This window comes from Diaphorobacter sp. C33 (genome assembly GCF_030503915.1).
Lineage (GTDB): Bacteria > Pseudomonadota > Gammaproteobacteria > Burkholderiales > Burkholderiaceae_C > Diaphorobacter > Diaphorobacter nitroreducens.
Genome location: NZ_CP129980.1, coordinates 3,173,999 through 3,198,490 on the forward strand (window position 1 = coordinate 3,173,999; position 24,492 = coordinate 3,198,490).

26 protein-coding genes are annotated in these 24,492 nt (G+C 69.8%); 11 read left to right on the forward strand and 15 right to left on the reverse strand.

Annotated elements, in window-relative coordinates:
* Positions 1 to 64: 64 nt before the first annotated feature.
* From QY917_RS14855 to QY917_RS14865, 3 genes are all read right to left on the reverse strand, one after another.
* Positions 65 to 1,291, reverse strand: coding sequence for an ATP-binding protein (locus tag QY917_RS14855; protein WP_123675300.1), 1,227 nt, complete (start codon positions 1,289 to 1,291; stop codon positions 65 to 67).
* Between the two features lie 28 nt (positions 1,292 to 1,319).
* Positions 1,320 to 2,036, reverse strand: a complete 717-nt coding sequence (locus tag QY917_RS14860; protein WP_047350236.1) for a response regulator transcription factor — start codon at positions 2,034 to 2,036, stop codon at positions 1,320 to 1,322.
* A 120-nt stretch (positions 2,037 to 2,156) separates the two neighbouring features.
* On the reverse strand, positions 2,157 to 3,491 hold the full coding sequence (locus QY917_RS14865; protein ID WP_123675299.1) for an MFS transporter: 1,335 nt from the start codon (positions 3,489 to 3,491) through the stop codon (positions 2,157 to 2,159).
* A 61-nt stretch (positions 3,492 to 3,552) separates the two neighbouring features.
* On the opposite strand from QY917_RS14865, the gene QY917_RS14870 reads away from it, so the two are divergent.
* The 4 genes from QY917_RS14870 (at position 3,553) to QY917_RS14885 (ending at position 6,671) form a co-directional block, all read left to right on the forward strand.
* The gene (locus QY917_RS14870; RefSeq protein ID WP_012655316.1) at positions 3,553 to 4,254 is read left to right on the forward strand and encodes a helix-turn-helix domain-containing protein; all 702 of its coding nucleotides are present in this window, start codon (positions 3,553 to 3,555) and stop codon (positions 4,252 to 4,254) included.
* A 98-nt stretch (positions 4,255 to 4,352) separates the two neighbouring features.
* Entirely contained in the window at positions 4,353 to 5,258 is a 906-nt protein-coding gene (locus QY917_RS14875) for a DMT family transporter (protein WP_123675298.1), read from the forward strand.
* Between the two features lie 116 nt (positions 5,259 to 5,374).
* On the forward strand, positions 5,375 to 5,710 hold the full coding sequence (locus QY917_RS14880; protein ID WP_012655318.1) for a hypothetical protein: 336 nt from the start codon (positions 5,375 to 5,377) through the stop codon (positions 5,708 to 5,710).
* Positions 5,711 to 5,795: 85 nt separating this feature from the next.
* Positions 5,796 to 6,671, forward strand: coding sequence for a M48 family metallopeptidase (locus QY917_RS14885; protein ID WP_088888628.1), 876 nt, complete (start codon positions 5,796 to 5,798; stop codon positions 6,669 to 6,671).
* Positions 6,672 to 6,725: 54 nt separating this feature from the next.
* Here the strand turns inward: QY917_RS14885 and QY917_RS14890 are convergent, their stop codons facing one another.
* The 9 genes from QY917_RS14890 to QY917_RS14930 all read right to left on the reverse strand — a co-directional run bounded on the left by QY917_RS14890 (position 6,726) and on the right by QY917_RS14930 (position 15,397).
* Entirely contained in the window at positions 6,726 to 8,357 is a 1,632-nt protein-coding gene (locus tag QY917_RS14890) for a PepSY domain-containing protein (RefSeq protein WP_123675297.1), read from the reverse strand.
* Positions 8,354 to 8,653, reverse strand: a complete 300-nt coding sequence (locus QY917_RS14895; protein WP_123675296.1) for a hypothetical protein — start codon at positions 8,651 to 8,653, stop codon at positions 8,354 to 8,356. Before QY917_RS14895 ends, QY917_RS14890 begins: the two co-directional genes overlap by 4 nt.
* Positions 8,634 to 8,906 carry a hypothetical protein gene (locus QY917_RS14900; protein ID WP_123675295.1) on the reverse strand — a complete coding sequence of 91 codons (273 nt, stop codon included), beginning with the start codon at positions 8,904 to 8,906 and terminating at the stop codon, positions 8,634 to 8,636. Before QY917_RS14900 ends, QY917_RS14895 begins: the two co-directional genes overlap by 20 nt.
* Positions 8,907 to 8,975: 69 nt before the next feature.
* The gene (locus QY917_RS14905; protein WP_123675294.1) at positions 8,976 to 11,126 is read right to left on the reverse strand and encodes a TonB-dependent siderophore receptor; all 2,151 of its coding nucleotides are present in this window, start codon (positions 11,124 to 11,126) and stop codon (positions 8,976 to 8,978) included.
* Positions 11,127 to 11,171: 45 nt separating this feature from the next.
* Positions 11,172 to 11,480 (reverse strand): DUF2218 domain-containing protein, encoded by a 309-nt coding sequence (locus QY917_RS14910; RefSeq protein WP_123675293.1) that lies wholly within the window; start codon positions 11,478 to 11,480, stop codon positions 11,172 to 11,174.
* Positions 11,477 to 12,286, reverse strand: coding sequence for an ABC transporter ATP-binding protein (locus QY917_RS14915; RefSeq protein WP_123675292.1), 810 nt, complete (start codon positions 12,284 to 12,286; stop codon positions 11,477 to 11,479). Before QY917_RS14915 ends, QY917_RS14910 begins: the two co-directional genes overlap by 4 nt.
* Positions 12,283 to 13,320: an iron ABC transporter permease gene (locus QY917_RS14920; RefSeq protein ID WP_123675291.1), complete on the reverse strand. Its 1,038-nt coding sequence runs from the start codon at positions 13,318 to 13,320 to the stop codon at positions 12,283 to 12,285. Before QY917_RS14920 ends, QY917_RS14915 begins: the two co-directional genes overlap by 4 nt.
* The gene (locus tag QY917_RS14925) at positions 13,317 to 14,285 is read right to left on the reverse strand and encodes an alpha/beta hydrolase (RefSeq protein WP_123675290.1); all 969 of its coding nucleotides are present in this window, start codon (positions 14,283 to 14,285) and stop codon (positions 13,317 to 13,319) included. The genes QY917_RS14920 and QY917_RS14925 overlap by 4 nt, the downstream gene beginning before the upstream one ends.
* Positions 14,282 to 15,397, reverse strand: a complete 1,116-nt coding sequence (locus QY917_RS14930; RefSeq protein WP_123675567.1) for an ABC transporter substrate-binding protein — start codon at positions 15,395 to 15,397, stop codon at positions 14,282 to 14,284. Before QY917_RS14930 ends, QY917_RS14925 begins: the two co-directional genes overlap by 4 nt.
* A 291-nt stretch (positions 15,398 to 15,688) precedes the next feature.
* Between QY917_RS14930 and QY917_RS14935 the strand changes: the two genes are divergently transcribed.
* Positions 15,689 to 16,594, forward strand: a complete 906-nt coding sequence (locus QY917_RS14935) for an AraC family transcriptional regulator (RefSeq protein WP_302077739.1) — start codon at positions 15,689 to 15,691, stop codon at positions 16,592 to 16,594.
* 161 nt (positions 16,595 to 16,755) lie between these two features.
* Here the strand turns inward: QY917_RS14935 and QY917_RS14940 are convergent, their stop codons facing one another.
* Positions 16,756 to 17,394: an MBL fold metallo-hydrolase gene (locus QY917_RS14940; RefSeq protein ID WP_123675288.1), complete on the reverse strand. Its 639-nt coding sequence runs from the start codon at positions 17,392 to 17,394 to the stop codon at positions 16,756 to 16,758.
* Positions 17,395 to 17,643: 249 nt separating this feature from the next.
* Positions 17,644 to 17,994, reverse strand: coding sequence for a KGG domain-containing protein (locus QY917_RS14945; protein WP_123675287.1), 351 nt, complete (start codon positions 17,992 to 17,994; stop codon positions 17,644 to 17,646).
* 308 nt (positions 17,995 to 18,302) lie between these two features.
* On the opposite strand from QY917_RS14945, the gene QY917_RS14950 reads away from it, so the two are divergent.
* On the forward strand, positions 18,303 to 18,758 hold the full coding sequence (locus QY917_RS14950; RefSeq protein ID WP_287965259.1) for a DUF2269 domain-containing protein: 456 nt from the start codon (positions 18,303 to 18,305) through the stop codon (positions 18,756 to 18,758).
* A 184-nt stretch (positions 18,759 to 18,942) separates the two neighbouring features.
* Here the strand turns inward: QY917_RS14950 and QY917_RS14955 are convergent, their stop codons facing one another.
* Complete coding sequence (locus tag QY917_RS14955; protein WP_123675286.1) at positions 18,943 to 19,761, reverse strand: IclR family transcriptional regulator; 819 nt, start codon at positions 19,759 to 19,761, stop codon at positions 18,943 to 18,945.
* Between the two features lie 137 nt (positions 19,762 to 19,898).
* Here QY917_RS14955 and QY917_RS14960 point away from each other — a divergent pair, with 137 nt between their 5' ends.
* Genes QY917_RS14960 through QY917_RS14980 form a run of 5 tightly spaced genes read left to right on the forward strand, consistent with a single transcriptional unit; the run spans position 19,899 to position 24,490 of the window.
* The gene (locus QY917_RS14960; protein ID WP_123675285.1) at positions 19,899 to 20,903 is read left to right on the forward strand and encodes a tripartite tricarboxylate transporter substrate binding protein; all 1,005 of its coding nucleotides are present in this window, start codon (positions 19,899 to 19,901) and stop codon (positions 20,901 to 20,903) included.
* Positions 20,904 to 20,953: 50 nt separating this feature from the next.
* Complete coding sequence (locus QY917_RS14965) at positions 20,954 to 21,841, forward strand: amidohydrolase (protein WP_123675284.1); 888 nt, start codon at positions 20,954 to 20,956, stop codon at positions 21,839 to 21,841.
* A gap of 21 nt (positions 21,842 to 21,862) precedes the next feature.
* Entirely contained in the window at positions 21,863 to 22,861 is a 999-nt protein-coding gene (locus QY917_RS14970; RefSeq protein ID WP_123675283.1) for a tripartite tricarboxylate transporter substrate binding protein, read from the forward strand.
* A gap of 28 nt (positions 22,862 to 22,889) precedes the next feature.
* Positions 22,890 to 23,576 (forward strand): RraA family protein, encoded by a 687-nt coding sequence (locus QY917_RS14975; RefSeq protein ID WP_123675282.1) that lies wholly within the window; start codon positions 22,890 to 22,892, stop codon positions 23,574 to 23,576.
* Positions 23,573 to 24,490 (forward strand): NAD(P)-dependent oxidoreductase, encoded by a 918-nt coding sequence (locus QY917_RS14980; RefSeq protein ID WP_123675281.1) that lies wholly within the window; start codon positions 23,573 to 23,575, stop codon positions 24,488 to 24,490. Before QY917_RS14975 ends, QY917_RS14980 begins: the two co-directional genes overlap by 4 nt.
* The last annotated feature ends 2 nt before the right edge of the window (positions 24,491 to 24,492 follow it).

A 24,492-nucleotide genomic window follows, 5' to 3' on the forward strand; every position in this document is an offset into this window, starting at 1 on the left:
GAATAGCGCCACCCTACAACATGGGCGAATGTGCCTGCTGAGGCAAGGGCGTGTGCGCCGACGCTCAGCGTGTGACCGGCAGGCGCAGGGTGAAGCAGGCGCCCGCCGCGCCATCGGGTCGGTCCTCGCACACCACGCTGCCGCCATGGCGCGCCGCGATGGAGCGCACCAGCGCCAGGCCCAGGCCCACACCGCCCGAGCGTTCGCTGGCGCCCGGCAAGCGGTAGAAGGGCTCGAAGATGCGTTCGCGCTGCGCGGGCGGCACGCCCGGGCCGTGGTCGCACACGCGCAGCACGGCGTCGTGCCCTTCGCGCGTGAGGGTGAGGGTGATCTTGCCCTGGCTGTGGCGCCGCGCGTTCTCCAGCAGGTTGCGCACCGCGCGGCGCAGCAGCTTGGACACGCCCGGTACTTCGACGGGCGCCGTCATGGCGTCTGCACCATCGCCGGAGCCTACGTGCAGTTCGGCGTCCACGCGCACGCATTCCTCCACGGCCAGGCCCACCAGGTCCACGGGCTCGACCGTGCCCACATCGGCGGCGCCGGAATCCAGGCGGCTGGCCAGCAGGATCTCGTCCACCAACTGGTCCAGTTCGGCGATGTTGCGTTCAATCTCGGCGCGGAATGCGGGCGAGGGCGTGCCGCCCTGCATCAGCTCCAGCCCCATGCGGATGCGCGTGAGCGGCGAGCGCAACTCGTGCGAGGCATTCGCCAGCAGCGATTTGTGCGACTGCACCAGCGTCTCGATGCGCGCGGCGGCGGCGTTGAACTGGCGCGCCAGCGCCGCCACCTCGTCATGGCCCTGCTCGGCCACGCGCACCGACAGGTCGCCCTCGCCGAAGCGTTGCACGCTGCGCTGCAGTTGCTCCAGCCGCTGCATCAGCCGGCGGATGATGGGGAACACCCCCACGGTCACGGCAATGCCCACCAGCGCGAGCATCCACAGAAAGCCGAAGGGCGGGCGGAACCACGCGGCGGGACCGCGCTCGTCGGGGCGCGGGCGGGGCGGGCGCGGGGACAGGTGCATCTCGAACACCTCGCCCGTGGCGCTCTCGATGCGGTAGAGCACGCCTTCGCTGGGGTCGCGCCGCTGGCGCAGGCCCACGCCATCCACCAGCGTGCGGCCCGCGGCGTCCGTGATGCGGATCTCGCGCGAGGGCGGCTGCTGCTGGTTCTGCTCGGCCGCCCAGCGCCAGGCCATGCCCACGGCGAAGGCGAACACCAGCACGCCCCCGACCACGGCCAGCCAGATGCGCAGGTACAGGCGGCGGGAGAAGGGGCTGATGAGGGACATGCGTGCGGGGCTTTTCAAAAGAGGCAGGTCAGTCCTGCTGCTTGGCGAAGACATAGCCCACGCCGCGCACGGTGAGGATGCGGCGCGGGTTCTTGGGGTCCGCCTCGATGGCCGCGCGGATGCGGCCCATGTGCACGTCGATGGAGCGGTCGAACGCCTCCAGCTCGCGCCCGCGCACGGCCTCCATGATTTGGTCGCGCGTGAGCACGCGACCCGCGCGCTCGGCCATGGTCACCAGCAGGTCGAACTGGTAGGAGGTCAGCTCCGCCGGTTGGCCGTGCACGCTGACGGTGCGCGCGTCGCGGTCGATCTCCAGCGAGCCGAAGCGCAGCACCTGCGTGGCCGGCTGGGCGCCGCTCTCGCGCCGGCGCAGGATGGCGCGGATGCGCGCCAGCAGCTCGCGCGGCTCGAAGGGCTTGGGCAGGTAGTCGTCGGCGCCTATCTCCAGTCCGATCACGCGGTCCATGGGGTCGCCCTTGGCCGTGAGCATCAGCACCGGCACCTGGGCGGCGGCGCCCGGCAGCGCGCGGATGCGCCGGCACACCTCCAGGCCGTCGATGTCGGGCAGCATCAGGTCCAGGATCACCAGGTCGGGCAGTTGTCCGCCCTCGGGCGCCTGCAGCCGCGCCAGGCCGCTGGCGCCGTCGGCCATGTGCGTGACCTGCAGCCCGGACTGGCCGAGGTACTCGCCCACCATCTGCGCGAGGCGGTGGTCGTCTTCGATCATCAGCAGTTGCGAACTCATGGGTGGGTGGGCCTTTCTGGACTGCCATGTTCCCCGCGCGGCATCTCGCAGGGTTGTCGGCCGGGTAAAGTTAGGTAAACCGTTGTGGGTATCGTTTTGATAGCTGCCCGCGCTTGTCCATCAAGCGCTGGAGGGTGATTGGGCTCTGGACGCCAGCGCCACCAGCAGCAGCACCGGCAGGCCCAGCAGGGCCGTGCCCGTGAAGAACGCGCTGTAGCCCTGCGCGTCCACGAACTGGCCCGAGAAGCCCGCGAGCCATTTGGGCAGCAACAGCATCATGGAGCTGAACAGCGCGTACTGCGTGGCCGAGTACTGCACGTTGGTCAGGCTGGACAGGTAGGCGATGAACGCGGCCGAGGCGATGCCGCCCGCGAGGTTGTCGGCCGAGACCACCAGCACCAGGCCGGTGACATCGTGCCCGCGCTGTCCCAGCCAGGCGAACAGCAGGTTGCTCAGGGCGCTGAGCACCGCGCCCAGCATCAGCACGCGCATTACCCCCAGGCGCATGGATAGCACGCCGCCCACGAAGGCGCCGGCCAGCGTCATCACCACGCCGAAGACCTTGGTCACGGCGGCCACCTCGTCCTTGGTGTAACCCATGTCCACGTAGAACGGGTTGGCCATGATGCCCATGACCACGTCGCTGATGCGGTACACGGCGATCAGCGCCAGGATCAGCGCCGCCTGCCAGCGGTAGCGCCGGATGAAGTCGGCAAACGGCGCCACCACCGCGCCATGCAGCCACTCGCCCAGGTTGCGCGCGGGCGGCAGTGGGCGCGGCGTGGGCTCGGGCGACAGCAGCACCGTCACCACCCCCACCAGCATGGATGCGGCCATGACGAGGTAGGCCGTGGTCCAGGCGCCGGCCTGGTAGCCGCTTAGGCTGGCGTCCTCCGCGCGGGCAGCCACCCACAGCACGCCCGCGCCGGCCCAGATCATGGCCAGGCGGTAGCCCGTCTGGTAAGTGGCGGCCAGCGCGGCCTGGTGGTCGGTGTCGGCAGACTCTATGCGGAACGCATCCAGCGCAATGTCCTGCGTGGCCGAGCCAATGGCCACCAGCAGTGCGCACCACACCATGGCGTCCAGCCCCTGGCGCGGGTCGGCCAGCGCCATACCGACGAGGCCCGCGGCCACCACACCTTGCGCCAGCAGCAGCCAGCTGCGCCGCCGCCCCAGCCAGCGCGTGAGCAGCGGCAGCGGCAGGCGGTCCACCAGCGGCGACCAGACCCACTTGAACGCATAGGCCAGCCCCACCCACGACAGGTAGCCGATGGTCGTGCGGTCGATGCCCGCCTCGCGCAGCCGAAAGCTCAGCGTGCCCAGTACCAGCAGCAGCGGCAGGCCTGCTGAAAAGCCCAGGGCCAGCATGCGCAGGCTCGCGGGCTCCAGGTAGACGAGCCAGGCCTGGCGCCAGGAGCGGCGGGCGGCGGCGGATGCGGGGGCGTCAGGCGGCATGGATGCGGAAAAGAGGCGCGGTCGTGAAAAAGCCAGAGCGGCATTGCCCTAGTATTTGAGCATGGCCCGTTCCGCATCCGCGCTGCTGCACCCCGTCGCTTCGGTGCGCCACTATGGTGGCGAGCACCAGGCCCATGCGCACGCCCATGCGCAGGTGCTGTACGCGCTGCAGGGGCGCATGGAGCTGGAGGTGGCCGGCCGCGCCGCCTTCGTGGACACGGCCTGCGGCATGGTGGTGCCCGCGGGCACCGAGCATGGCTACCTGGCCCGCCCGGACACGCGCATCTTGGTGATCGACGTGCCGGCGCAGGCCGCGGTGGACCGCGTGCGCCGCTTCGCCGTGCCCGCGGCGGCGCGCACCGTGCCCGAGCCCGGTGGCGCGGCCGCGCGCCTGGCGCTGCTGCTGCAGGCCCCGCGCGTGCTGGCGCGCCGCGGGCTGGACCTGGCCGCCCTGTGTGCCGCCGTGGACGCGGCCCTGCACGAGGACTGGCCCACCGCCCGCATGGCGCGGCTGTTCCACCTGAGCGCGGCGCGCTTTCACGCGCGGCTGCTGGAGCTGACGGGCGACACGCCCCAGCAGTGGCTGCGCGCGCGGCGGCTGGACCTGGCCGAGCGCGCCCTGGCCCGCGGCCAGTCGCTGGAGGCCACGGCCCTGCGCTGCGGCTACGCCAGCGCCAGCGCCCTGGCCTATGCGCTGCGGCGCGAGCGGGGCTTGGGGGCGCGGGCGCTGCGGATACAAGCCAAAACGGCATCCAGCGCTTGATGGATAAGCGCAAGCAGCTATCAATAATGAAGTAAAGCGCGCGGCACCACGCGCGTTGCTCGATAGTTGCCCTGCGGCGTGCGGGCACCATCGCAGGCATGAACACCGCATCGATTCGCAGCATTGCCATGGTGCTGCTGGCCGCCATGCTCTGGGGCACCACCGGCACGGCGCAAAGCCTGGCGCCCGCGGGGCTGTCGCCCTACTGGGTGGGCGCTTTGCGCCTGGTGATCGCCAGCGCCTTCTTCGCCCTGCTGGCCTGGCCCGCCTGGCGCGTGCGCCGCGGCGGCGGCCTGCGCTGGGGACCGGTGCTGCTGGCGGGCGCCTGCGTGGCCACGTACAACCTGAGCTTCTTCGCGGGCGTGAAGTCCGCCGGCGTGGCCCTGGGCACGGCCCTGGCCATCGGTAGCGGCCCGATCTGGGCGGGCCTGCTGCAGACCGTGGCGCAGCGGCGGCTGCCGGCCCCCGTATGGTGGCTGGGCACGCTGCTGGGCGTGGCGGGCGGCGCGGCCATGGCGCTGGACGGCGGCAGCACGGTGCGCGCCCCCTGGACCGGCATCGCCCTGTGCCTGCTGGCGGGGCTGGCGTACGCCATGTATGCGCTGACCAACAAGCGCCTGGTGGCGCAGGCCGGCGCGGCCGTCGTGAACCTGGCCGTGTTCGGCACGGCGGGCCTGCTGTCGCTGCCCGTGGCGTTGCTGCTGGGCGGCGCGCCCACGGTGGCGCCGGGGGCGCTGGGCATCGTGCTGTACCTGGGCCTGGTGGCCACGGGCGTGGCCTACCTGCTGTTCAGCACGGCGCTGCGCCACATCAGCGGCGCCACCGGCGTGACGCTGGCGCTGGCCGAGCCGGTGACCGCCTTTGCGTTGGCCGTGGCGGTGGTGGGCGAGTCACCTTCCGCCATGGCCTATGGCGGGCTGGCGGCGGTGTTGGCGGGCCTGTTGCTGGTGATCTGGGCGGAACTGCGCACAACCCGGCCTGCTGCGGGCGCCGCCGCTGCCTGAGCTTGCACTTGCTGGCGTTTGGTTACAGCCGGCGGTCAACCCGGCCGGGCAGGCTGCCGTTGCCTGAAAGGCCAGGGCCGGCGCATCCGCGTCGGCCGGTGCGTAAAGGACAACCCATGAACCATCGCCAGCGCGCGGTCGCGGCCCTCCTGGGCCTGGCGGCCGCCTGTGCCCAAGCCGAAGTGAACGTGAGCGTGGGCATCGGCCTTCCAGGCCCCATCTATGCCGAGCCGGCCCCGGTGTATGTGGCGCCGCCACCCGCCTACGTCGTGCCCCGCCCCGTCTATGCGCCGCGCCCCGTGATGGTCGTGCCACAGCCCGTGTACGCGCCCCACTGGCGCGACGATGACGATGACCACGACGAATGGAAGAAGTGGCGCAAACGCCATCACAAGGAGCAGAAGAAGGCATACAAGCGCTGGCGCCGCGAATGGGAAGACAACGACGATTGACCCGCGCATGGTTCCCGCTGCCGTCGTGGCGCAGTGCCTGCCCGCCTACATGCAGGCGGTGACGCGCGCCGCTAGACTGCTGCCCATGAACAGCCCCACCGTCTCTGTGCCCCCGTTGCCCGTGGATGCGGGCTGCCGTTGCTGTGCCGCGCGGGGCGGCACCTGGCAGGCGCGCCGCGCCTTCGTGCTGGCGGCGGCTGGCACGCTCGTGCTGCCGGTCGCGGCGCAGGTGGAGGTGGGGTCGGCCTCGGGCATGCGCCGGCTGGTGCCGGCCGAGACGCTGGAAGACTCCGCTGTCCAGCAGTACAGCCAGTTGCTGGCGCAGGCCAAGGCCAAGCGCGCACTGGCGCCGGACAACCACCCCCAGCTGCTCAAGCTGCGCGCGATCGCGCGGCAGATCATTCCGTACGCCGCGCAGTGGAACAGCCGCGCCGCGCAGTGGCGCTGGGAGGTCAACCTGATCGGCAGCAAGCAGATCAACGCCTTCTGCATGCCCGGCGGCAAGATTGCGTTCTACACGGGCATCCTGGACCAGCTCAAGCTGACCGACGACGAGATCGCCATGGTCATGGGCCATGAGATGGCCCACGCGCTGCGCGAGCATGCGCGCTCGCGCGTGGCCAAGAGCCAGGCCACCAGCATCGGCCTGTCGCTGGGCGCGCAGCTGCTGGGCCTGGGCGACCTGGGCAATGCAGCCGCCAACCTGGGGACGCAGCTGCTCACGCTCAAGTTCAGCCGCTCCGACGAGACCGACGCGGACCTGGTCGGCCTGGAGCTGGCCGCCCGCGCGGGCTACAACCCCCAGGCCGCCGTGAGCCTGTGGCGCAAGATGGGCGAGGCCACGGGCAACGGCGGCATCGCGTTCCTGTCCACCCACCCGTCGGGGCCCGACCGCATCCGCGAGCTGGAGCAGAACGTGCCCAAGGTGCAGGGGCTGTACCAGGCATCGCGGCGCGGATAATGCTATGGAAAATATAGCTGTCAGCGCTTATGGGATAAGCGATGGAGCTTGTTTTTATTCGGATTCTTTCCTGCGCATGGGCGCGGACCAGACGCTGTCCCGTGGCCCGCTGCGTACGCGCCGCGCCGTGGCGCGCGCCATCCACGCCAGTGCCAGCGCCCCTGCGAGCGCAGTGAGGTCCACGCCCAGCAGCGCGCCATCCGCCCAGGCACCGGCGCCTGGTGCCAACCAGCCCAGCAGGCTGGAGGCGGGGATGGCCAGCGTGCAGGCCACTGCCAGCCACAGCAGCGGCGCGGCCGCGCGCGCCGCGCCACGAAAGAAGGCCCAGACCACGCTGGCGAAAAACACCGCGTAATAAATGCCCACGTGCCAGGCGGCCATGTCCTGCACGCGCCCCGGCAGCCACTTGGCCGCGGCCAGGGTCAGCGACAGGCCGGCCACGCAGCCGATGCACACGCCCACCGTGGCGGCGGCCATCAGGGCCGTGTCGCGCCGCTGCTCGGGCAGGGCGCCGCTGGTGCCCACGCCCTTGCGCTGGGCCTTGCGCCGTGTCTCGACCCACAGCAGATTGCCGCTGTAGAACAGCCATGCGCCCGCCAGCCCCAGCAGGAAGTACAGCCACAGCACGGCCGTGCCACCGAACGAGGCCATGTGCAGCGCGAAGAAGCTGCTGATGAGCAGGTTGGGCGTACTCTGCGCGCCCGGGAGGTAGTCGGCCGACAGGAGCTTGCCGCTGTACGGATCGATCGCGGCAAACCCGCCCATGGCGCGCGGCGCGATGTCCTGGGGGTGTTTGCCCCACACACGCACCAGGGGCCGCGGGCCCGTCACTTGCGCGTAGTGCAGGGCGGTGGGCTCGAAGCCCGGCGCCGCTTGCCTGGCGATACGCACGAGCTGCGATGGCAGGAGCATGTCGGCGGGGTCGCGCGCTGACGCGGCGCCGGGCAGCGCCGGGGGCCTGGCGGAGGACTGCGACCACCGGCCCTGGTGCAGCAGCCTGTCCTGCAGGGCGTAGATCTGGTCGTGGTAGGCGAACACCACGGCGCTCAGTGCCATGACCATGTGAAACGGCAGGCTGACGATGCCCACCACGTTGTGCGCGTCCAGCCACATGCGCTTGGTGTTCTTGCCCACGCGCAGTGCGAAGAAATCCTTGGCCAGCGAGGGCAGCAGCACCACGACGCCGGAGACCAGCGCCACGAAGTACAGCGCCGAGACCGCCCCCATGACCCAGCGGTTCGGGTCCGAATCCACGGGCAGTCCGACGACGCGGTGCAGCACGTCGATGAACTCCACCAGCCGTGATGGTGGTTGTTCGCGCACCTGCAAGCTGCCGTCCGCGCCCAGCGTGGCGGAGTAGTGGCGGGCGGCGCCCTCGTCGTGGTCGTCGGCGCCGGGCGCGCGTACCTGCCATTCCAGGCGCGGAATAGCGCCATCGCCCCGCAGCGAGAGCACCGTGGCGCGCACGGAGGGGGGCACGGTGGCCAGGGCTTGCGCGATGAGCGGCTGTGCCTCGTCCATCGGCACGGGCTGCATGCCGGCCGCGGGCGGCGTGGACCATTGGCGCAAGGGCTCCTTGAACACCGTGAGCGCCCCGGCGTAGAACGCGATGAACAGCGCCAGGCCGCTCAGGATGCCCGTCCAGGTATGAACGGACTTGTAGATGCGAACGTGGTCGGCCCTCATGCCGCGCCCCCTTGCCACAGCAGCCACCACAGGCCCAGGCCCACGGCATTGGCGCCCAGCAGCCAGGCCCAGGCGTGCCGGCCGCTTCTGAAGAAATACACGCCGGACAGCACGCCCAGCCACACCGGGGGCACCAGCCACATGGCGAGCTGCCCGCCCACCGCAAGCGGCATGTCGCGCAGTTGCGTCATCAGCAGGGCTGAGGCGATAAGGGCCAGGCAAAGGCCCAGCACCAAGCCGGCCAGGGTTTTGGAGACCCAGTCGGGCCGGATGGGGTCATGGCGTGCGGCGGGCATGGATCAGTGCTCCTGCATAGGGCAGTACGGCGAGCGCCAGCATCAGCGTGGTGCCCAGGACGAAGGCGGCGGCCAGGCGGTGCAGGTCCTGCACCAGCGCCAGCCAGGAGAGCAGCAGCAGCGCCGCGCCCGCGATGCGTGCGGGGCGGAGCGGCCAGGGCGCCGCCCACAGGCGCTGGTGGGGCGAGGCGGCGTAGAGGCACAGGCAGGCCAGCGTGCTGGCGGCCAGGCCGAGGAGGGTGAAGACGGGCATGGCGTGCGTCGGGCATTGGGCAGCGGTCCCGGCCGCATGCATGCGGCCGGCGGGGCGCGCTGAGCCTCGTCAGAACGAGACCGTTGCGGACACCTTGAAGGTGCGTGGTGCGCCAGGCATCACGAAGCCATCGCCGAACGTGCCGATCCAGTAGTTCTTGTCGGTCACGTTCTCCACGCTGGCGTTGAAGCGCACGGGGGTGGCGCCGAAAGTGGCGGCGTAGCTGGCGTTCAGGTCCAGGCGGTTCCACGACGGTACGCGGATGCGGTTGCCGGAGTCGGCCCATTGTGAGCCGGTGTGGATCACGCGGCCCCCCACCTTCAGGCCCTGCACAGGGGTCTGCCAGTCGGCGCCGATGCGCAGCCGCCATTCCGGCACGCCAAAGGTTTCCCGGCCGGTGTTGCGCTGCTCGGACTCGATGCGCGTGATACCGCCCAGCAGCGACAGGTTCTCGGTCAGCATGCCGTACAGGCTCCACTCCAGACCGCGCAGGCGCTGCTCGCCGTCCTCCACCAGGGCGGCGGGGGCAACGCCGGTGAACGAGGGGCGCTTGATCTGGTAGGCGCTGAAGGTGTGCGTCAGCGCACCCGTTTGCAGCTTCACGCCGAGCTCCGCCTGCTTGGTGACGCGGGGGGCGAGCGATTCGCCCGCGTTGGCATAGCCTACACCCACGGTCTGGCCGGGCTCCAGCCCCTCGGTGTAGTTGCCGAACAGGGCAATATCGTCACCCCAGGGGCGCACGACGGCGGCCACCATGGGCGAGAAGCGGCTCTTGCTGTAGTCGCTGGCCACGCCGTTCACCAGCGGCGTCTTCACCGTCTGGTGGCGCCCGCCCACGGTCAGCAGCAGCTTCTCGCCGGCGAAGGCGAGGGTGTCGGCCACGGCCAGCGAGCGGAACTCGGTCTCGGTGGTGTAGCCCTTCCACACCGGCGCCGCCGGGAAGCTGGGGACCAACGGCTCGTACATGTTCGTGGTGTAGCAGTAGTTGCAGGCCGTGTTCACGCTCCCTTCCTTGTGCTTGAGGAGATTGGCAGACAACTGCAAGCGGTGGCGGACAGCGCCCGTCTCGAACTTGCCGATCACCCCGGCCTCGGCCGTGCGGCGCTCGGACTGGGTGTGCACGTGGTAGATCGCGCCGCGGGTGGTGCCGTCCGCGCCGGTGACGAAGGCGCGGGTGCCGAACAGCAAGCCCTTGCCCTCGGCTTCGGAGCCGCCCAGCGCGAAGTAACCCTGCCAGTCCTGTGTGAAGTCGAACTCCGCGCGGGCCAGCGCGCCGCTGTTGTCGTACTTGCCATGGGTGCCTCGGAACATGTTGGTGTCACCGGAGGGCGCCTCCAGCAGGTAGCCGACGCCGCGGATCGACGCATTGCCCAGGAAGTTGAAGATGCCGGGGCTGCCGTTGTCGATCTTGTTGACGCTGTTGTACAGGTCCAGCGAGAAGCGGGAGCGGTCGCCCAGGTAGTCCAGTCCCAGCGCGCCGACGCGGCGGGTCTGGCTCTCGTCCTTGGCGCCCATCTCGCCATCGCCATAAACACCATTGAAGCGCACGCCCAGGCGCTTTTCATCACCGAAGCGTTTGCCCACGTCGGCGTGGGCCTGGAAGTAGGAGTGCGTGCCATAAGTCAGCGTCAGGTCCGCAATGGGTTGGGCCAGCGCACGCTTGGTCACCATGTTCACGGTGCCTGCCACGCTGGACAGGGGCGGCATGCCGGAGAGCAGCACGTTCGGCCCGCGCAGCACCTCCACGCGCTCGAACATTTCGATCGGCACCGAGTTGGACGGCGCGATGCCGTACAGGCCATTGGTGGCGATGTCCATCGCGTTCATGTCCAGGCCGCGCAGGTTGAAGTTCTGCAGCATGTGGTTCTTGTTGGTGGTGAAGACCACGGCCGCGTCGTTCTCCAGCACGTCCTGCAGCGTGAGGGCCGACCAGTCCTCGGCGAGTTCGCGGGTGTAGGCGTTGACGTGCACGGGCGCCTCCATGATGGAGGTGGCCCCCAGGATGCCCAGGCGCGCGCCCGAGGCGGCCTTGTGGCCGGGCGCACGCACGGGCAGGTCCTCGCGCTCGTATTTGCTGCGCACGGTGACTTGCGGCAGGGCGGCGGCCTCACCTGCGGCGGGCGCTGCCGCCTGGGCCAGGGCCGCCGAGCCGGCCCCGGTTGCCAGCAACGCCAGCGCGATGGAATGGAGCCGCGGTTGGCGGATCGAAGGGTTCTGCATAGTTCTATCCTCAAGCACAAAAAAACGATGTCTGGTGGATGGGCGCTACGGCGTGCCGTCGGCTGCAGGTGTGCATGCGTGCCACTGCACCGCCAGCGGGTGCTTGCGCGAGAACAACTTCACGTGCTCGTCGATGGCGAAGCGCACGCGCGCCAACTGCTGCGCGTCCTGCGCACGGCATGCGAAGTGCAGCGCGGTGTCGTCGGCGTGCATGTCGCACAGGCCCCAGGGGAACTCGGCGTGGCCCTCGTGCTCGTCATAGCGCACGGCGATCTTTCGACTGAAGTGGTGGCACAGGCGCTGCAGCCAGCGGCTGGCCTCGGGGGTGCGCACATGGCCGCGGGCGTGGATCATGGGACGTCGTGTGTGGGGGAGCTCGCTTCGTCGGCCAGCACCAGGGGGTGGCCCAGGCTGCAGCGTTCCACGCGCGCGCGCACGCCGTAGGCGGCTTGCAGCAGCGGGGGCGTGAGGACCTCGGCCGGGCGGCCGGCGGCGAGGAGGCGGTTGTGCGGGTGGCCCTGGCCCAGCACCACGATGTGGTCGCAAAAACGCAAGGCCAGGTTCAGATCGTGCAATGCGATCACGGCGAGCGTTCGCCCTTCGGCTACCAGGGCGCGCACGGCGTGCAGCACCCTTAGTTGCCAACGCAGGTCGAGCGCGCTGGTGGGCTCGTCCAGCAGCATCAGGCGCGGCGCACGCACCAGCACCTGGGCCAGACCGACCATCTGACGCTGCCCGCCGGAGAGTTCGGCCAGGGGGCGCAGGGCCAGCGCATCGAGTTCCAGCGCGGCGAACACGCCGGCGATGGCGGCCTCGGCCGGTTCGCGGCCCAGTTCGGGGCGGCTCGCGCGCAGCGCGCTCAGCATGGCCTCGTAAGCCACGAGCGAGGTGGCCTGGGGCAGTGCCTGGGGCAGGTAGCCCACGCGGCGCAGGCGTGCGCGCGGGGGCAGGGTGGCGAGGTCGGTGCCGTCCAGCAGCACCTGTCCGCGTGCCGGCCGCAGCCCGGCGATCGCCTTAAGCAGCGTGGACTTGCCCACGGCGTTCGGGCCGACGAGCGCCACGAGCGCGCCTGGGGCGACGCATTCCAGGTCCAGCCCTTCGAATACGGGCCGGCGCGGGTAGCCCACGCTCAGGCGGCGCAGCTCCAGCCCCGCGCTCATGCGCCCCTCCGGCGGCCCAGCACCAGGGCCAGGAACATGGGCACGCCCACCAGCGCGGTGATGATGCCGATGGGCAGGACCACGCCGGGCACCAGCACCTTGCTGAGGATGGAGGCGCCCGAGAGCATGAGCGCGCCCGCAAGTGCAGCCCCTGGCAGGTAGTAGCGGTGGTCCTCGCCCAGCAGCAACCGCGCGATGTGCGGCCCCACCAGGCCCACGAAGCCAATTGTTCCCACGAACGAGAGCGCCGTGCCTGCGAGCAGGCTCACGCGCAACAACGTGATGAGGCGCAGCCGCTCGACCGCGATGCCGAAGCTGCGGGCCTGGTCCTCGCCAGCGCGCAGCGCGGTGAGCGGCCAGGCATTCCTGGCGGACCAGACCGCGCACAGCAACAGCACGGCGGCCACGAGGGCGATCTTGTTCCAGGTGGCGCGCGCGAGACTGCCCATGGTCCAGAAAACGATCTGCTGCAGCGCATTGCTGTCGGCGATGAACTGCATGAGCCACAGCAGCGCCTCGAAGCTGAACAGCAGCGCGATGCCGAACAGCACCACCGTGTCCACCGTGGCGCCGTAGCGCCACGCAAGCAACTGGATCAGCAGCGTGGCCGCCGCCGCGCAGACGAAGGCCGAGAGCGGGACGGCCAGGTTCTCGCCGAAGGCCATGAGTGTGAAGCCGCCCACGACGGCGATGGATGCGCCGACGGCCGCTGCTGCCGACAGGCCCAGCGTGAAGGGGCTGGCCAGCGGGTTGTTGAGTGCGGTCTGCATCTCAGCGCCCGCCAGGCCCAGGGACGCGCCCACCAGCAATGCCATCACCGCGTAGGGCAGGCGCACCTCCCAGAGGATTACGCGCTGCTCCAGGGACAGGCTGCCGGGTTGCAGCAGCCCGGCCGCTACGTCGGTGAACGGCAGGCCGGAAGGGCCGGTGGCGAGATCGAGCGCGAGCGTGAGGCAGAGCACCACGGCCATGGCTGCCAGCAGCCACAGGCGCAGCGCGGCAAAGCGGCGATAGCGCGCGGCCAGCGCGGTCATGCGCCGTCTCCGATGGCGAGCGCCAGCGCCTGCTGCACGGCGGGCGCCATGCTGTCCCCATGGCCGGCGCCGGGGAAAGACAGGAAGCGCCAGTCCAGTCCCGGCGTACCGCGCAGGCCGTCGAGCAGCGTGTGCAGGTGCTCGGCGCTGCGCCGCTCGCGTGCGATGGCGGCGCGGGCGGGGTCGTCGGGCCGCTGTGCCTCGCGCTCGCCCAGGGTGACGAGCAGGCGCACAGGGGCCGCATCGCCGCGGCGTGCGGCGCGAAAGCCTGCCTGTTCCTGCAGGATGAAGCCGTCGCGCCACCACACGGACGGGCTTGCGGCCACGTAGTTCTGAAAGCCACCGGGCCGTGTGAACAGCGCGTGCAACACGCACAGGCCACCATAGGAATGGCCGAAGAGGGTCTGCCGCGCCATGTCAGTGCGCACGGCCCGCTCCACCTGCGGACGCACCGTGGCGTGGATGAAATCGAGGAACCCGTCGGCTCCGCCCTCGCGGCGGCCGCGCCCGTCCGTGGCAGGGCCGGGTGCGGATGGCGTGTAGTCGTAGGTGCGCGCGTCCAGGTCCAGCACCCGGTCGCCGGCATAACCCAGGCCCACCACCACGGCGCCCTGCGCCGGGGTGCCGGGGCCGCGCGCGAAGCGATTGCGCATGAGTTGCGCGGCAAGCGCGAACACCAGGTCGCCATCCAGCACGTAGAGCACGGGCCAACCCTGCGGGGGCGGAGCCGCGGGCGGCACCGCTAGCATGATGCGGTGCGTGTGGTCGCCGGAGGCGACGTCGATGCAGCGCGTGCCCGGCAGCGCGACGGGGGGCGCCTGCTCCAGCGTCAGCCGGGCGCAGCCGGGTAGGACCGACAGGGCGCCCAGGCCCAGTAGGGTGCGGCGGGTGTAGGTGAGCGAGACGGAAGCACTTGCGCCCGGGGCTGTGGCGTGCGTTTCTGGGAGCTGCGCGGCAAGGCTCATGGCGTGAGCGCCGTCCAGTAGACGCCTTCCAGTGCAATCGGCTGGAAACGCGCGTACATCGTCTGCAGCGTGGCACGCGGGTCGAGGTCGGCGAACAGCGTGGGGTGCAGCCACTGGGCGAACACCTGCACGGCCACCACGTTGAACGGCGAGTTGTAGAAGTGGTGCCACATGGCGTAGGCGCGGCCTTCCCGGACGGCCTGCAACTGCGCGATGCCGCGGCGCTGCATGGCGCGCGCGAGCGAGGCACGCGCTGCCTCGGGCGTGGCGTCGGCGCCGAGTACGACGCGCAGCGGCGTTTGCCGGGCCGCGGCCAGCGTGCCGATGCCCGTGCCGATGTACACGCGCGGCTGTCGCGCGATCAGGAACTCGGGGTTCAACGTGCCGAATTCTCCCGGCACCAGTCCGCGGGCTACGTTGTGTGCGCCGGCCGCGTCCAGCAGTTTGCCGACCAGGCCCACCATGGTGTCGCAGCAGCCTTCGGACAGGCCCACGCGGTTTTCCAGGAACACCGTGGGGGCAGTGTGACGTGCCTGGGCGAGGCGGTCGGTGACCACCGCGAGCTGTGTGCGCCAGAATTGCACGAACGCTTCGGCCTCGCGCTTGTTGCCCAGCACTTCGCCCAGCAGCAGCATGCTGCGTGGTGTGTTGGCAAGGGGCTCGTGACGCAGGTCGATGAACACCACCGCGATACCCGCGGCTTCCAGGCGCGCCAGGGTCTCGCGGTCGCGCTCGCTCGGGCCGTGGCCGCCCGCGAGCCCCAAGATCGCCACCTGCGGCCGCAGCGCGATGGCTTGCTCGTCGCTGAAACTGCCGCTGCTCGTGCGGCCCACGCGGGGTACCTGGTCGATCTGCGGGAAGCGGCGCTTCCATTGCGCGTAGCCGGCCTCGTCAAGCTTCTCGAACTCCCCCATCATGCCGACCAGCCGACGCAGGGGATCGTCCTTGTCGAATACGGCCAGTGCTGGCAGCAGGCGCCCTTCGCCGAGCAGAATGCGCTCGACCTTGGCGGGTATGCGCACCGTGCGGCCCGCAAGGTCGGTCACCGTCAAGGTGCTCTGGGCATGGGCCGCGAAGAGAGCGCACAGCGAGATCAATGCGCTGGTGAGCATCCAGCGCAGGCAGCGGAAAGGGGAAGGCATGTTGCGGAGATCCAAGGCAGCGATCAGCAGTGCTGCGGGTTGCGAATCGCTAATTTTATTGAGAATGATTTGCATTGGCGAATTGAGACTGCTAGCATCCCACATGCCGCCGTTGCCTTTGTTTGCCGCGCCAACAAAGATGTTTGCTTGCCCTGGGGTTCGGTGCGCTTTACCGTCGTCTTTTTCCTTCGAGGCTCGCAGTTCGCCATGCACGGCCATTTCCCATGCTCACCGTCCGCCAGCGCCTCCCCTTGCTGCGTTGTGACGCCCGGCAATCCGCCCGCCGAGCCTGCGCTGCGCGATCACCTGGCGCGCCTGCGCGAGTTGCGGCCAGGCCTGCTGCTGCACTGGGAGGATGCGCCGGAGGCGGGGGATCTCACCGTGCAGGCCGAGATCGAAGCGGGTCTGCGCATCGTGCTGCTGCTCGAAGGCGCGGTGGATGTCTCCTATGGCGCCCAACGCGTGGCGCTGGCCAGCGCACGCGGCGGGGCCAGCGCCGTGCTGGTAGCGGTGGCCGAGCAGGAGCAGCTCACGCGCCGCACGCGACGGGGCGTGTATTCGCGCCGGGTCAATCTGGGCCTGGGGCACAACTGGCTGGCGCAATGCGGCGCGTTTCCAGGCGTGCTGGACGACTTCATGCACCGACATCTCGAGACGCGGCCCTGGCAGGTGTCCCCGCGCGCCGTGGCGATCGCCGAGCAGATCGTGCATCCGCCGCAGCTGGAGCCGCTGCTGCAGAGCATCTACCTGGAGAGCCGCGCGCTGGAACTGGCGGGCGAGGCGCTGGGCACGCTCCACCAGCACCCCACTGCACCGCCTGCGCCTGCACCGGCCGCGCTGCGTCCGCGCGAACACCAGCGCCTGCGCGAACTGCATGCATTCCTGGGCTCGGGCCAGGCCGACGGCCTGTCTCTCGACGAGATTGCGCGCCACGCGGGCGTGAACGCCAACACGCTGCAGCGACAGTTCCGCGCCGTCTACGGCACCACCGTGTTCGACCATCTGCGCGATTGCCGCCTGCAGCGCGCACGCCATGCGCTGGAGCATGAGGGTCTCACCGTGGGGCAGGCGGCGGGGGTGGCGGGCTACACCAGTGCGGCCAACTTCGCCACCGCGTACCGGCGGCGCTTTGGCCACCCTCCTAAGCTGGCCCGTTCGCGGGTGTAGCCAACGGGCGCCATCACGACACCAGCGCCTGCTTGGCGCCGCTGGTGGAGGTCCGTAGGTCCAGCGGGCCGCTCGACGCCAAGGGGCAGGTTAACTATGAGTCACAAGTGCTTGCAAAGCTTATTGGGAAAGCGCTATCAGCTACAAAATAGATAGCCAAATCACGTATTGCCCACATAAGGATTGCTGCGGCGCTCGCGCCCGAAGGTGCTCTCCGGCCCGTGCCCAGGGATGAACACCGTCTGGTCGCCCATGGGCCACAGGCGCTGGGTGATGCTGTCGATCAGTTGCTGGTGGTTGCCGCCAGGAAAGTCCGTGCGGCCGATGCTGCCCGCGAACAACACGTCGCCCACGAAGGCGCGGTCGATCTGCGGTGCATGGAACACCACGTGGCCGGGCGTGTGGCCGGGACAGTGGCGCACGTGCAATGTTTCGCGGCCGATGGTGACCGTGTCGCCGTCCTGCAGCCAGCGCGTGGGCGTGAACTGCCGCGCGGGCGGAAAGCCGAACATGGCGCTTTGCTGCGGCAACGCATTGATCCAGTACTGGTCGCCCGTATGCGGTCCGATGATGGGCAGGGACAGCCGCTCGGCCAGCTCGCCCGTACCACCGGCGTGGTCGATGTGCGCGTGCGTAAGCCAGATGGCCTTCAGTTGCAGGCCCAGGTGCTGCACTTCTGCCACCAGGGCATCCAGGTCGCCCCCGGGGTCGATGACCGCGGCGTCCATCGTTTCATCGCACCAGACGATGGAGCTGTTTTGCTGGAACGCGGTGACGGGGAGGGTGCGGTAGTGAAGCATCCGTCCATTGTCGCGGCATGCCGCTGGGGTCAACAAAAAGTGCCCCGCACAAAGCGGGGCACACTTGCTTGTGGCTGGGACGGCGCGCGGTGCTTAAAGCACCGATGAACAAGTCCCGCGCGTGGCGCGCATCCCTGTTGGGGCGGTCTGCGGTGCTGCAGGTCCTCGCAATGGCGACAGCCATCGCGGCGGTTGCGCCTTGCAGCCCCTCAGGGCGCGTGCCATCGCGGCGACCGGTGCGGCGTCGCCTCAGCGGTTGTCGTTCTTGTGGCTCTGGCTGCCTGCGCGTGCGTGTTGCTCGCTGGTGCCGCCACGGGTGCTGCCCGATGGGGAGTTGTCGGAATCGCCGGCATTCCTGGAGCCGCCTGACGAGGCGTTCGAGCCCTGCCCGCCATGGCTCTTGGAGCCTGCATCGCGTGCCTCCTGCGAATTGAACTCGTGTGCATTACCCGACGCATGCGAGGCGCGGCCGCCTTCGGCAGCGATCTCGCGCTGACGGTCCTTGTCCATCGACGCGAAGCCGCGGCCCGAAGACTGGTTTTGCTGGGTGTCGCGGTTGTTGCTATCGCGATTGTTGTCCTGTGGATTGGTGTTGGCCATGTGAACGCTCCTGTTGGGTTGAGAAAGTGCACGAACAAGAATTGCTGCGTGTGGAATCACTTTCTGACCCGCAATGGGACACTGCCGTGGTCCGGGGCCTACGTCTGCGTAGGATCGCCTTGTCAAAGGCCGTGTGAGCGCCGCAATAGTGGTTGCACCCGTTCGGGCCGCTGTCCAAGAACCTTCCGCTCGCCGCTCTCATCGGCCTGCTCTGGCCGCTGCAGCCAGTGCGCCATCAGGACCACGCGGGCACGGGGCGGTGGCGCGGTTGCCGCTGCCCCCCCTGAAAGCCGGCCATGGACTAAGTCGTGCTCAAGTGGCTGCACATCCTGTCGTCCACCGTGCTCTTCGGCACGGGGGTCGGTTCGGCGTTCTACCTGCTGGTCACGGCGCTGAGCGCCGGCATGCGCACGGTGGCGCATGTCGCGCGTTGGGTTGTGCGCGTCGACTGGCTGTTCACCGCCACGACCGCCCTCGTGCAGCCGCTCACGGGCCTCTGGCTGGTGCGGTTGATGGGCATTCCGCTGCAGACCGGCTGGGTGGCGTGGTCGCTCGCGCTGTATGGCGTGGCGATGGCCTGCTGGCTTGCGGTGGTGTGGCTGCAGTTGCGTATGCGCGACCTGGCCCAGGAGGCGGCGCAGCAGGGTGGGGGTACACCGTGCGCATTCCGCGTGCTGTTCATAGCCTGGGTGGTGCTGGGGGTGCCAGTGTTCCTGGCCTTCGTGGCGAGCTTCTGGCTGATGGTGGCCAAGCCATCGCCCTAGGCGGGAAAACGCTCGGCGTCTTCAGGGCTTGCCCATGGCTTTACCCGGTGCCGCTTCGGGTACGGTCGCAAGGGCAAAACGCTGTATCGCCGCTGCGTCCCGTACCCTGTTCAGCCGCATGGCCTGCCGCGCACGTCTGGGCGCGAGGCTTTCTCCGCCTGGCGAACATTCAGGGAATTGGTTTTCAAGGATGCCAGACCCCTGGGGCCTGCGCAGCCGTGCTCGCGGCCCTGCCCGCCAGGGCATACGACAGCTGGTTGGCCGCCTGCATGATCGTCTGCGCCAGCGCCTGCAGCCTGGCCGCGGGCAGGCGGGTCTCCGGCCCTGAGATGCACACGCAGCCCAGCAGCCGCCAGTTGCGCCCGAACACCGGGGCGGACACCGTGGCCACGCCCTGTTCCCGTTCGCCGATGGACCAGTGGTAGCCGCGCCGGCGGATCGCCTCGTAGTCCTCGCCTGGCTCGCCGGAAAACGCCAGGATGACCCGGCCCGGTGAGCCTTTCTCCAGCGGCAGCCCTTCGCCCATGCGGGCGTGGTGGCGCAGCGCCTGCGGACCTTCCACGCGCACGAGGCAGGTGCGCATATTGCCCTCGCGCACGTAGAACGCGGCGCTCTCGCCGGTCGCCTGGGTCAGGGCGCGCAGCACGGGCTCCAACACGTTCTGCACGTCGAAGCCCGCCTTGTAGCGCGCGCCCAGCCAGCCCGCGGCAGGGCCCAGCCGCCAGTCGCCGTCTTCGCGCTGCACCAGGTAGCCCGACAGCGCCAGCGTGCGCGCCAGCCGCAGCACCGTGGTCTTGTGCAACTGGCAGCGCCGGCTCAACTCGGCCAGCGACAGGTGGGACTCGCCGACGGCGAAGGCCTCCAACACCTGCAACGCGCGGGTCACTGCAATCACACCGCCGTCGCGCCCCGGCGTGGAGGGTGCGCCATCGGTGGTGTGCTTGGGGGCGATGGGCACGGCGGCCTTTGACGCGGGGCTGGAGGGCGGCGTGGAGCGGGGCATGAGAGGTTGCTTACGGTGGTATATGTTTCGCTGTACGCAACGATATTGTATGGGTTGCAACGTTTTCCTAAAGTCGCGCCCAGACGGCCCCCCCGCCTGGCGGGCCGTCATCACCAAGACCTATACGGAGACACGCCATGCCCTTTCAAACGCTTTCGCGCGCCCTGGCCCCACGTGCCGTCGCCGCCATCCTTGGCCTCGCGGCCATCGCCGTGCCCACCGCGGGCGCACTGGCGCAACCGGCCTACCCCAGCAAGCCCATTCGCCTGATCGTGCCCTTCCCGCCCGGCGGCGGCACGGACATGATTGCGCGCACCGTGGCGCAGAAGCTGGCCGACCAGAACCAGTGGAACGTGGTGGTGGACAACCGCCCCGGTGCCGGCGGCAACCTGGGCGTGGATGCCGCGGCCAAGTCAGCTCCCGACGGCTACACGCTGGTCATGGGCCAGACCAGCAACCTGGCGATCAACCCGTCGCTGTACGCCAAGCTGCCCTACGACCCGCTGAAAGACCTGGTTCCAGTGGCGCTGGTGTCGTCCTCTCCCATCGTCATGGCCGCGCCGGCCAAGTCGCCCTACAAGACCTTTGCCGACGTGGTGGCCGCCGCCAAGGCCAAGCCCGACGGCATCACGCTGGGTTTCTCGGGCAACGGCACGGTCGCCCACCTGGCGGGCGAGCTGGCCGAGAACGCCGCCGGCATCCAACTGCGCCACGTGCCCTACAAGGGCGCGGCCCAGGCCATGACGGATCTGGTGGGCGGCCAGATCGACCTGTACATGTCGTCCGTGCCCACGCTGCTGGGCCAGGTGCGCAACGGCAAGCTGCGCGCCATCGTGCTCACATCGACGAAGCGCTCTGCCCAGTTGCCTGACACTCCCACGCTGGAAGAGTCGGGCTACAAGGGCTTCGAGGCCGTGACCTGGTTCGGCGTATTGGCCCCCGCGGGCACGCCGGCGGCCATCGTGCAGCAGCTCAACAAGGCCATCAACCGCGCGCTGGAGCAGCCCGACGTGGCCGAGAAGCTGCGCTCCGAGGGCGGCGAAGTGCTGGGTGGCAGTCCCGAGAAGTTCAGCAACCTGCTGCGTACCGACGTGCCGCGCTGGGCGCAGATCGTCAAGGCCTCGGGCGCCAGCCTGGACTGACGCTGCCCACGGTTCACGCGCACCCTCCCAGACCCTCCCCCGCCATCGCTATGTCCAGCGACTGCACTGCCACGCCGGTACGGTTCTCTTGCGGGTCGGCTGCACCACTTGCCGTGCTGCCCAACGGCGCCTGCGACTGCCACATGCATGTCTATGACAGCCGCTATCCCGCCGCTGCGGGTGCAAGGCTGCTGCCGCCCGATGCCTCGGTCTCGGACTACCGGGCGCTGCAGCGGCGCATCGGTACCACACGCACGGTGCTGGTCACGCCGTCCACGTACGGCGCGGACAACCGCAGCATGCTCCTTGGGCTGGAGGCGCTGGGGCCGCAGGCACGGGGCGTGGCGGTGCTGGATGGCAGCGAAGGCGAGGCGGAGCTGGACCGCCTGCACGCGCTGGGCGTGCGGGGCGTGCGGCTCAACCTGTCGCTGGGTGTCACCGGAACCGCCGCTTCCATCCTGCCGCTGGCGCACCGCATTGCGCCGCTGGGCTGGCATCTGCAGTTGCTCATGCCTGCCGACCTGCTGGTCACGCTGGGGCCGGTGCTGCACCGAGTTCCTGTGCCGCTGGTCTTCGACCACTTCGGCCGCATCGCGCCCGATGCGATAGGGCAGGCGCCCCACACGCTGCTGCTGGACCTGCTGCAGAGCGCACGGGCCTGGATCAAGTTGTCTGGGGGCTACCTCGTGAGTACGCAGCGCACGGTGGAAGACCCCGCGCTCGACGCGCTGGCTGCCAGCTACCTGCGTTGCGCACCCGATCGCGTGCTCTGGGGCAGTGACTGGCCCCACGCCACGGCGTCGGCCGGCGTGCAGCCCATGCCCGACGACGCGCGGCAGATCGACCGCCTGCACGATTGGATGCAACAGGCCGGCGTCCCGCCGCGGCGCGTGCTGGTGGACAACCCGCAGGCGCTCTACGGCTTTTCCCCTCTTTGAACCCGACAGGAGACAGATCCCATGAACGCACAGAACCTTTTTCCCACGCGCCGCCACCTGTTGGCCGTCTTTGCTGCCACTGGCGCGGTCCTTGCTGCCGGCTCCGCGTTGTCGCAGGAGTGGCCCGGCAGCAAGACCATCACCTACGTCGTGCCGTATCCACCGGGCGGCAGTACCGACGTGCTGGGCCGCAGCATCGTGCAGCACCTGGCCCCGGCCCTGGGCACCAGCGTGATCGTGGACAACAAGCCCGGCGCCACAGGCACCATCGGTGCGGCCTTCGTCGCGCGAGCGCAGCCAGATGGCTACACGCTGCTGGGCACCACGGTCGGCCCGCAGGCCATCGCGCCGCACCTTCTGGGCAAACTGCCCTACGACCCCATCGCAGGCTTCGAGCCCGTCATCACCCTCGGCACGATTCCGCACATTCTCGTGGTGGGCACGGGCCAGCCGTTCCAGAGCGTCGCCGACCTCGTCGCTGCGGGCAAGGCGCAGCCGGGCAAGCTGGCCTTTGCCTCGGGCGGCAATGGCACCATTCTGCAGATGCAGGCAGAGTTGCTGCAACAGCAAACGGGCGCGCGCTACATCCACGTGCCCTACAAGGGGGACACGCCCGCGTTGCAGGACACGCTGGGTGAACAGGTGCAGTTCATGTTTGCGCCCGCGGCCGCCGCGCTGCCGCATGTGCAGGCGGGCAAGCTGCGCGCGCTGGCCGTCACCTCGGCCCAGCGGTTGCCGGCGTTGCCCCAGGTACCGACCATGAGCGAGGTGGGCCTCAAGGACTTCGTGGTCGAGCAGTGGCATGCCGTGTTCGCGCCCGCCAAGACCCCCGCCGCCGTCGTGCAGCGCCTGAACGGCGAGATTGCCAAGGCGCTGAAAGACCCCGCCGTCACCGCACTCGCTGACAAGCTCGGCATCACCCTCGTGGGCGGCACGCCGCAGCAGCTCGGTGCATTGCAGCGCGCCGATTCCGCCAAATGGGCCAAGGTGATCCGCGACGGAAACATCAAGGCCGACTGAGTTTTTCTATTGATCCCAAGGAACCACCATGAGCCAACCTCCCGAAATCATCCGTGACATCGAGCGCGTGAGCGCCGACGTCGTGGGCCAAGCCGCCGCCTTCCAGGCCGCCATCCTCGCCGACGTGGCGGGCCGCCGCGGCACCCTGCATGCCCGCGTGGCGCCCGTGCACGAGCGCATGAAGCTGGCCGGCCCGGCCTTCACCGTCGAGGTGCGCCCCGGCGACAACCTGATGATCCACGCCGCCATCGCACTGGCCCAGCCGGGTGATGTGCTGGTGATCGACGGCAAGGGCGACCAGACGGCCGCCCTCATGGGCACGCTGATGCTCAGCGCCTGCAAGAAGCGCGGCCTGGCGGGCGTGATCGTGGACGGCGCCATCCGCGACAAGCTGGAGCTGCTGGAGCTGGACTTCCCCGTGTTCAGCGCCGGCTTCAACCCGGCCGGGCCCACCAAGTTCGTGCCCGGCCGCATCAACCACCCCATCTCCTGCGGCGGCGCCACGGTGAACCCCGGTGACCTGGTGGTGGGCGATGCCGACGGCGTGGTCGTGATCGAGCGCGCCAAGGCGCCCGCGATGCTGGCCCTGGCCGTCAAGAAGGTGGCCGACGAGGCCGCGCGCATCGAGGCCATCGCCCGCGGCGACACGGCCTCCAAGTGGCTGCCCGCCGCGCTGCGCGCCGCCGGCGTGCTGAAGGAAGGGGAGGAGCTGTGAGCCGCCCCGCCATCCTCATCACCGCGGCCGACCTCGCGCCGCAGGCGCTGGCGCTGCTGGCCGACTACGAGATCGTCTACGCGGGCAAGACGCCGACGGAAGACGACATCGTTGCCCTGTGCCGCCAGCACAACCCCGTGGCCATCATCGTGCGTTACAGCAAGGTGGGCGCGGCGGCCATGGACGCGGCGCCCGCGCTCAAGGTCGTCTCCAAGCACGGCAGCGGCACGGACACCATCGACAAGGTGGCGGCCAAGGCGCGCGGCATCGAGGTGGTGGCCGCCGTGGGCGCCAACGCCGCAGCTGTGGCCGAGCAGGCGCTGGCGCTGCTGCTGGCCTGCGCCAAGTCGGTTCCGCAGCTCAACGAGCGTATGCACGCCGGCCACTGGGACAAGGCCACGCACAAGAGCCTGGAGCTGGGCGGGCGCACCATCGGCCTCATCGGCCTGGGCGCCATCGGCCTGCGCTTTGCGAAGATGGCCGACGCGCTGGGCATGCGCGTGCTGGGCTTCGATCCGTTCGCCAAGAACCTGCCGGACTTCGTGCAGCTCGCCGATCTGGAAACGATCTGGAGCGAGAGCGATGCGATTTCGCTGCACTGCCCGCTGACTGACGACAACCGCGGCTTGCTCAACGCCGACACGCTGGCGCGCTGCAAGCAGGGCGTGATCGTGGTGAATACCGCGCGCGGCGGCCTGATCGACGAGGCCGCGCTGCTCGCCGCCGTGCAAAGCGGCCAGGTGCGCATGGCCGGCCTGGACAGCTTCGCCGTCGAGCCTATGACCGCCGGTCACCCGTTCCAGCACCAGCCGGGCTTCATCCTGAGCCCGCACATCGGCGGCGTGACGAGCGATGCCTACGTGAATATGGGTCTGGGTGCGGCGCGCAACGCGCTAGCGGTGTTGAACGGCTGACC